We start from the raw sequence: 9,066 nt of genomic DNA, 5'->3' as shown, positions 1-9,066 counted from the left end.
TATTTAAATACGATGACTTTGATTACTTAGGCTAAATTCAATTACACAATTTGACAAAAAAATCATCTCAATTTCCAGAAATATTTTTTTTATAATTATTTTATCAAGTTAAGCTCATTTTTTTTGTGAAATATATCAAATAGTTTTGTAAAAAGCCTGCTAATATTAGCAGGCTTTTTTATGAAAATCTAAAACTTAGTTTTTAGATTTATCTACAATTTTGTTCGCCTGGATCCAAGGCATCATCGCACGTAATTTACCGCCAGTCACTTCAATACCATGTGCAGCATTTTGACGACGACGAGCAGTCATTGAAGGATAGTTCAATGCGCCTTCCTGAATGAACATCTTCGCATACTCACCAGATTGGATACGTTTAAGTGCATTACGCATAGCTTCACGAGATTGTTCATTGATCACTTCAGGACCAGTCACATATTCACCATATTCAGCATTATTCGATACTGAATAGTTCATGTCAGCAATACCACCTTCAAACATCAAGTCAACGATTAACTTAAGTTCATGCAAGCACTCAAAGTAAGCCATTTCTGGAGCATAACCAGCTTCAACAAGTGTTTCAAAGCCCATTTTCACAAGTTCAACAGCACCACCACAAAGAACTGCTTGCTCACCGAACAAGTCGGTTTCAGTTTCTTCACGGAATGAAGTTTCAATAATACCAGTACGACCACCACCTACACCAGAAGCATAAGAAAGCGCTACATTACGTGCATTACCAGAAGCATCTTGATGAACAGCAATAAGATCTGGAACACCAGAGCCACGTTGGAATTCAGAACGTACAGTATGACCAGGAGCTTTAGGAGCAACCATGATTACATCAAGATCTTTACGTGGAACAACTTGGTTATAAAGAACAGAGAAACCATGAGCAAATGCCAGAGTTGCGCCTTCTTTGATATTTGGCTCGATAACATCACGGTAAAGTTGAGCCTGGAACTCATCTGGAGTCAAAATCATGACTAAATCAGCTTGAGCAACAGCAGCAGGTACTTCAGCAACTTTAAGACCAGCATTTTCAGCTTTTTTCCAAGAAGTAGAACCTGCACGCAAACCAACAGTCACGTCTACACCTGAGTCTTTTAGGTTTTGTGCATGCGCATGGCCTTGTGAACCATAACCAATGATCGCTACTTTTTTGCCTTGGATAATAGATAAGTCTGTGTCTTTATCGTAAAAAATTTGCATTGTTGTCTCCGCTAAAATGCTTTTTCTTCCTGCCTGTTTGAAATTTACTGTTTAAAAATTTCTTTAACAAGCCCCTCTCCTTTTGAGAGAGGTGCGAAAGGTTAAAAATTAAATGGTTAATACTTTCTCGCCGCGAGCGATACCAGATACGCCTGAACGAACGACCTCTAGAATGGTGTTTTCAGCGAGAGCATCAATAAAACCATCTATTTTCTCAGTTGTCCCTGCAATTTGAATTGTATATGTCGTTGGTGTTACATCCACAATTTGAGCACGGAAAATATCAGCTGTACGCTTAATTTCAGCACGTGCCGAACCTAAAGCTTTCACTTTAATCAGCATCAACTCACGCTCAATGTGTGCACCTTCAGACAAATCTACAACTTTTACAACTTCAACCAACTTGTTGAGCTGCTTGGTGATTTGTTCAATTTTGTGTTCATCGCCATAAGTCGTCAATGTTAGACGTGAGAGTGTTGGATCTTCAGTGGGTGCTACATTCAAAGTCTCAATGTTATAACCGCGCTGAGAAAATAAACCAACCAAACGAGAAAGCGCACCAGCTTCGTTTTCAACGAGCACAGAAATTATATGTCTCATTTAGTACGCTCCCCTTTTCTTAACCACATATCTTGCATCGACTGACCAGCAATAAGCATTGGATATACATGCTCAGTACGATCAACCATAACGTTGATGAATACACATTTATCATTGATTGCCATTGCTTCAGCAAGCTTGGACTCAAGCTCATCAGCATGATCAATCTGGATACCTACGTGACCATAAGCTTCCATCAGTTTTGCAAAATCAGGCAAAGACTCAACATATGAACTAGAATGACGACCTTCATAATTCATGTCTTGCCATTGTTTAACCATACCCAAAGCACGGTTATTCAAGCATAGAATTTTTACATTCAAGCCATATTGCTTACATGTAGAAAGCTCTTGGATACACATCTGAATAGATGCTTCACCTGTAATACATACAACTTGCTGATCAGGACAGGCGAGCTTTGCAGCCATTGCATATGGCAAACCAACACCCATTGTTCCCAAACCACCAGAGTTGATCCACTGACGAGGGCGTTTATATTTATAATAAAGTGCACCAAACATCTGATGTTGACCAACGTCAGAGGTAATAATGGCATCACCATTCGTGACTTTATATAAAGCCTCAACAACCTCTTGTGGTTTCATCGTACCATCAGAAAGCTGTTCATATTTCAAGCCATGAACTTTGCGCCATTCGTTAATCTGCGACCACCAAGCACCAATAGCTTCCGGATTCGGTTTTGAAACATTCATCTGTTTCAACTGAACCAGCATTTCCTGAAGCACAGGTTCAACAGCGCCCACAATCGGGATATGTGCCATGATCGTTTTTGAAATCGTTGCAGGATCTACATCGATATGAATAACTTTTGCATTTTGGCAGAATTTAGCGGGATTATTGGTTACACGGTCATCAAAACGCGCACCTACAGCTAAAATCACATCAGCATTATGCATGGTCATATTCGCTTCATAAGTACCATGCATCCCGAGCATACCTACAAACTGAGGATCATCGCCAGGAAAACCGCCCAACCCCATCAATGTATTGGTGACTGGATAATTTAATAAATGTGCAAGCTCAGTTAATAATCCAGCAGCATTGCCCTGAACCACACCACCACCAGTATAAATAATTGGGCGTTTTGCATTGATCAATTCATCAATTGCCTTACGAATTTGACCTGAGTGACCACGATGCGGTGGCTGATAAGAACGCATCTTCACTTTTTCCGGGTATTCATAAGCAAACTTTTCTGCAGGATTTGTAGCATCCTTAGGAATATCAACAACCACTGGTCCTGGACGACCAGATGAAGCGATATAAAATGCTTTTTTAATAATTGCAGGAATTTCACTCGCATGACGCACCTGGAAACTATGTTTCACGATAGGACGGGAAACACCAACCATATCTGTTTCCTGAAATGCATCCTCTCCAATTAAATGTGATGCAACCTGACCAGACAGGACAACCATTGGAATGGAGTCCATATAAGCTGTAGCAATAGGAGTTACTGTATTGGTTGCACCTGGGCCTGATGTGACCAGAACCACGCCTGTCTTACCTGTGACACGAGAATAAGCATCTGCCATATGACCAGCAGCTTGCTCATGACGCACCAGATAATGCTGAATTTTATCTTGCTTAAATAGCGCATCATAAATATGTAATACTGCGCCGCCTGGATATCCAAAAACATGTTCAACGCCTTCGTCCGCTAATGCACGAACGAGCATTTCACCACCAGATAAAAGTTCCAACGTAATTCACCCTAATCTTTTTCTACACGAGCTTATGGGAGGCATAATTCGTGCTTTCATTCATTGATTGCGTGTTCTGTTATAACACACATGTTACGAAGTTTTTGCAGCAATAGAAAATATTCTGATCACATAGCTGTTTAAGCTACATTAACAACAAAAATATGCTGGGATAAACATACTTTAGTAAGGTTCATCTCTCGGCTTAGAGAAATGTTATTGCTTGCCATGATATTTATTCGAAGGGTGATCGAGATAAATATACAAAACTAAAGTTGCATTTTTGTTGTTTACGTCCCTATTGTCAAGATTTAAGGCTGGCTTTTTTTTGTTTATTTATCAAACGGTGCTTTTTTAAACCATTCCTTTTTTTTAGGCCATTTATAAAAAATATTTCAATAACTTATAAGTAAATAAAATTATGTAAGAAATCCCTCTCCCATATATGGATTTGATTAAGTTATAATCAAATCCATTCTATAGCGTTCATCNTACTCATAATGAATTNGTAAAGCGTATTGATACATTTTTTATTTTTTGGGGAAAAGTAAAATGAGGAACTCATTCAAATTATTATTTTTATTCACCAGTAATATTATTGTTTTTTTATATATCAGTATAAGTTTCACGCATGCTGAAGATTTTTATAAGTGGGTTGATCAAAATGGTTCAACACATTACACAAAAAGCCCACCTCCCAAGAATGCAAAAAATAAAAGTAAAGTCCAAACACAAGGCTGGAAAAAAACCAATCAAACTGACGGTGCTCCCCATCAGGAAACATCAGCACCACCTTTAGAAAAAGAAAACCAGCCACAGACAGTAAATGAACAAGCCATTACACCGCCTCTATCCCAAACAATACCACCTAAAGTGCCTGTTCAACCTGAGAAAAATACTGTTTCGACGAGTATTACCCCTCAAATATCTGCCATAAACTAGAGACTTTGTCTATATTTCTAACTTTTTAATAAATATGCTGGTCGCAAAATTCACTTTTAGGTGTATTTTGCGCTATGCTGTGCAACAAACTTTTTAACCATTGTTCTGACATATATACGTTTATGACTACTCCTCACATTGACCCCGAATATCAAGCAAGTGCGATTGAGCCAAATGTCCAGCAAGACTGGGAAACTCGAAAAGCATTTAAAGTTGCCGACACCGTGACTGGACCACATCGTTACATCCTTTCGATGTTCCCATACCCAAGTGGCAAACTGCATATGGGGCATGTGCGAAACTATACAATCGGGGATGTGATTAGCCGTTTCCATCGCCTAAAAGGTGAAACTGTTCTGCAACCTATGGGGTGGGATGCATTCGGTCTACCAGCTGAAAATGCTGCAATTGCGCATAAAGTTGCACCTGCAAAGTGGACTTTTGAAAATATTGACTACATGCGTAATCAATTAAAAAAACTTGGTTTGTCTATCGATTGGGATCGCGAGTTTGCAACATGTACACCAGAGTACTATCACTGGGAACAATGGTTATTTGTACAGCTTTATAAAAAGGGTCTGATTTATCGCAAACTTTCAACCGTAAACTGGGATCCAGTAGACCAAACTGTACTTGCCAATGAGCAGGTTGAAAATGGTCGTGGCTGGCGTTCTGGTGCTCTGGTTGAAAAACGTGATATTCCGATGTATTACTTCCGCATCACAGACTATGCGCAAGAATTATTAGATGACCTGGATACGCTAAAAGAAGGTTGGCCACAACAAGTCTTGACCATGCAGCGGAACTGGATTGGTCGTTCGCAAGGGATGGAAATTACCTTTCCATCGGCAAATATTGAAGTTTATGCAGATGGTCTGACTGTATTTACAACACGTGCTGACACATTAATGGGTGTAACTTATGTTGCAGTTGCAGCAGAACATCCTATTGCACTTAAAGCGGCAGAAAACAACCCAGAACTTAAAGCATTTATTGAAGAATGCCGTATGGGTTCAGTTGCCGAAGCTGATCTTGCGACAGCTGAGAAAAAGGGTATGGCAACTGGTTTGTCCGTTAAGCATCCATTAACAGGTGAAGAAATTCCTGTCTGGATCGCAAACTATGTCTTAATGTCTTACGGCTCTGGTGCTGTAATGGCTGTACCTGCTCATGATGAACGTGACTTTGAGTTTGCAAATAAATATGCCCTCCCTGTCAAGCAGGTAATTGATGCAAAAACTAAAGACGATGCAGATTATGATGTTAAGAGCTGGCAGGAATGGTACGGTTCAAAAGATGGAAAACTCATCAATTCAGCCGAATTTGATGGTTTAGACCTACAAGGTGCATTTGATGCATTTTTGGCAAAACTTGAACCGCAAGGTCTTGCAAATGTAAAAGTTCAATTCCGTTTACGTGACTGGGGCGTTTCTCGTCAGCGTTATTGGGGTTGCCCTATTCCAATGATCAACTGTGAAAAATGTGGACAAGTGCCAGTTCCAGAAGATCAGCTCCCTGTGATTTTACCAACTGATGTCGTTCCAGATGGATCAGGTAATCCATTAAATAAGATGCCTGAATTCTATGAAACGAAATGCCCTTGCTGTGGTGGCGATGCACGTCGTGAAACAGACACTCTGGACACCTTTGTAGAGTCATCCTGGTACTATGCACGTTATGCATCACCTGACTTTACTGGTGGAATGGTCAAGCCTGAAGCAGCTCAAAACTGGTTACCAGTAAACCAATATATCGGCGGTGTAGAACATGCAATCTTGCACTTGCTTTATGCTCGCTTCTTCCACAAATTAATGCGTGATGAGGGTGTAGTCCAAGGTAATGAGCCATTTACCAACCTGTTAACTCAAGGCATGGTACTTGCAGATACTTTCTATCGTGAAGATGCCTCAGGTAAAAAAACATGGTTCAATCCTGCCGATATTGATCTTGAACGAGATGAAAAAGGGCGAATTATTTCTGCAAAATATCAAGGTGATGGTCAGGAAGTTGTAATTGGCGGTCAGGAAAAAATGTCGAAATCGAAGAATAACGGTATCGACCCACAAGCCATTATTGACCAGTATGGTGCGGATACTGCCCGTGTATTCATGATGTTCGCAGCACCACCTGATCAGTCTCTAGAGTGGTCTGATGCTGGAGTTGAGGGTTCTAACCGTTTCTTAAAACGTGTTTGGCGTTTAACTTATTCATTCCTTGATAAGGCAAATGCAGCAACACAGATCGACACAGCAAGTCTTTCAAAAGATGCGCAGGATTTACGTCGCAAAACACATGAAACCATTCAAAAAGTGGGTGATGACATTGAACGCCGTCATGCATTTAATACTGCTATCGCAGCTTTAATGGAACTGTTAAATGCGACAACTAAATTCGAAGCAAAATCAGATCAAGATGTAGCAGTAGAGCGTGAAGCAATTACAACGTTATTAACTCTTCTTGCCCCATTTGCTCCACATTTAAGCCAGACTTTATTAGCTGAATTCGGTATTGATTTAACTCAAACATTATTCCCAGCTGTTGACGAATCTGCCTTAACACGTAATACGCAAACAATTGTGGTACAAGTAAATGGCAAGCTTCGTGGTAAATTAGAAGTTGCTGTAGATATTTCTAAAGACGAACTATTGACACAAGCAAAAGCCTTACCAGAAGTGCAACAATTCTTGACTGGTCCAACCAAGAAGGAAATTGTCGTACCAAATAAATTAGTGAATCTGGTGGTTTAAATTTTTAACAAAATTTAATCTCCAATCCCCTCTTTTAAAAGAGGAGCTTTTTATCTTGTAATCGGGATCAAAGTTCCTCTCTTTATTAAGGCCAAGAGGCATTGCTTCATAGAGGGAGATTGATAAAGCACATTGTCAACAATGTGCTTTAACTTTAAAATTGAAAAGATTCAAAAATTCGAGTATTACTTCGCATAAAAAGTGGAGTATTTGATTAGAGGAATATTCATGCACTTAGTCCAACGTTTTGCAGCTGTTGTTTTAACTTTAGGTTTAAGCGCAGGTTTAGTTGGGTGTGGTTTTCACTTAAAAGGGACTAACCCTACAGCAACACCTCTTGTCTATACAAAACTAAATCTTCAAATTCCAAATGAAGCAGAAGAACTCGAATCCAAACTCAGTGTGTATTTAACTGCAACAGGTGTGCAGCTCAGCAAAAACCCTGATGCTTATGTACTACGCGTACTTAGTTACACACCTTTGCGTCATGAGCTACGTGGTCAGTTAATTGAAACCATTTTACGTTTAACTGTAACTTTCCAAATCGAAGATCAACAAGGCAATCCAGTAACCATGCCACGTACTGTAACCGCTTCACGCAGTTATCAATATGATGTTGCAACAGTCAATACTGATGATCAGCAAGAGAAATATCTACAACAGATCTTAATTGATGATGTTGCTCAGCAAGTGAGCCGACAGATTTCAGCAAACCGCTTACCTAAAGCACAGGTAAACACAACTATACCTGCAGTGTCTTCATCTCCTGCTGCACAATAAATTAGTTATTCACGATGAAACTTGACTATTTACAAGCCCTAAAACGCGTCCATGAGGCGCGTGGTGCCTGGATTATGCATGGTCAAGAACCCTTACTTGAACAAAACCTGTTAGATGCATTTCGTAAGAACTGGCAAAACAATGAAATTGAGCGTCAGCGCTATGATCTAAATAATGTAAATGACTGGAAAAATGTTTTTAATGCTTTAAATAGCCTATCGCTTTTCTCACAAAATCTAGCCATAGAAGTACATGGAAATATTAAACCTGACGCAAATGGCTTGAAGCAACTGAAACAATATATACAAGAAAATGAACATAATTTACTTGTAATCATTATGCCTAAGCAAGATTCTGGAAGTTTAAAATCCAGTTTTTTTCAGGTCATTGAAGCCAATGGCGTTGTTGTTCAACTCACTGCAAACTACCCTCAAGATCGTCAAAGAATTTTAATGGCAGAAGCTGAAAAAACCGGAATTCAGCTTAATCAGGATGCATGGAACTGGTTAGAACTACATCATGAACATAATTTACTTGCAGCAAAAAACAGTTTGATGCGGGTCGCAGACACTTTTCCTGATCAACAAACCATTTTGATTGATCATCTACAAGCCTGTTTACAAGACCAATCCAGATATAGCACATTTGACTTAAGTGATAGTCTGATTTCAGGCAACTTAAATCAATCCATCAAGATTTTCCAGTATTTAGTCGAATCAGGTGAACCTCACAGTTTAATTTTGTGGACAATCAGTAAAGAAATGCGTTTATTAATGCAACTTTATGAACAACCACAAAATGCACTACAAATCGGCATATGGAAAAATAAAGTTTCCAATTACCAACAGGCATTAAGGCGATTAAACCCACAAAACTTCCTGATCTGGCCGAAACTACTTTTAAGAATTGATGCATCAATCAAAGGAATGAGTCAGGAAAACCCTGATCATCTTATTCAACAAGCTATTGCAGAGCTTTGTGGAAAAACTCTATTTTTAGCCTAAAAAATCTTTTTAAATTAGTGAATATATAGAATAATTCTCATTCATTCACGATTTATC

General features: G+C 39.2%; 7 protein-coding genes. 4 read left to right on the top strand and 3 right to left on the bottom strand.

Features of this window, described 5'->3' with window-relative positions:
• Positions 1-195 precede the first annotated feature (195 nt).
• The 3 genes from ilvC to KPC_RS14950 form a co-directional block, all read right to left on the bottom strand.
• Complete coding sequence (gene ilvC, locus KPC_RS14960; RefSeq protein WP_121975165.1) at positions 196-1,212, bottom strand: ketol-acid reductoisomerase; 1,017 nt, start codon at positions 1,210-1,212, stop codon at positions 196-198.
• Positions 1,213-1,320: 108 nt separating this feature from the next.
• Entirely contained in the window at positions 1,321-1,812 is a 492-nt protein-coding gene (ilvN, locus tag KPC_RS14955) for an acetolactate synthase small subunit (protein WP_121975164.1), read from the bottom strand.
• Positions 1,809-3,536, bottom strand: a complete 1,728-nt coding sequence (locus tag KPC_RS14950; RefSeq protein ID WP_121975163.1) for an acetolactate synthase 3 large subunit — start codon at positions 3,534-3,536, stop codon at positions 1,809-1,811. Before KPC_RS14950 ends, ilvN begins: the two co-directional genes overlap by 4 nt.
• A gap of 552 nt (positions 3,537-4,088) precedes the next feature.
• Between KPC_RS14950 and KPC_RS14945 the strand changes: the two genes are divergently transcribed.
• The 4 genes from KPC_RS14945 (at position 4,089) to holA (ending at position 9,009) form a co-directional block, all read left to right on the top strand.
• Positions 4,089-4,478, top strand: a complete 390-nt coding sequence (locus tag KPC_RS14945) for a DUF4124 domain-containing protein (protein ID WP_121975162.1) — start codon at positions 4,089-4,091, stop codon at positions 4,476-4,478.
• Between the two features lie 122 nt (positions 4,479-4,600).
• Positions 4,601-7,225 (top strand): leucine--tRNA ligase, encoded by a 2,625-nt coding sequence (gene leuS / locus KPC_RS14940; protein ID WP_121975161.1) that lies wholly within the window; start codon positions 4,601-4,603, stop codon positions 7,223-7,225.
• Positions 7,226-7,453: 228 nt separating this feature from the next.
• Positions 7,454-8,005: an LPS-assembly lipoprotein LptE gene (locus KPC_RS14935; protein WP_121975160.1), complete on the top strand. Its 552-nt coding sequence runs from the start codon at positions 7,454-7,456 to the stop codon at positions 8,003-8,005.
• 14 nt (positions 8,006-8,019) lie between these two features.
• Positions 8,020-9,009 carry a DNA polymerase III subunit delta gene (holA, locus tag KPC_RS14930; protein WP_121975159.1) on the top strand — a complete coding sequence of 330 codons (990 nt, stop codon included), beginning with the start codon at positions 8,020-8,022 and terminating at the stop codon, positions 9,007-9,009.
• Positions 9,010-9,066: the final 57 nt, after the last annotated feature.

Origin of the sequence: Acinetobacter stercoris, from assembly GCF_900323515.1 — a bacterium.
GTDB classification, from domain to species: Bacteria; Pseudomonadota; Gammaproteobacteria; order Pseudomonadales; family Moraxellaceae; genus Acinetobacter; species Acinetobacter stercoris.
Note: the sequence above shows the minus strand (reverse complement) of the source record. Positions and strands in the feature narration are given on the sequence as shown.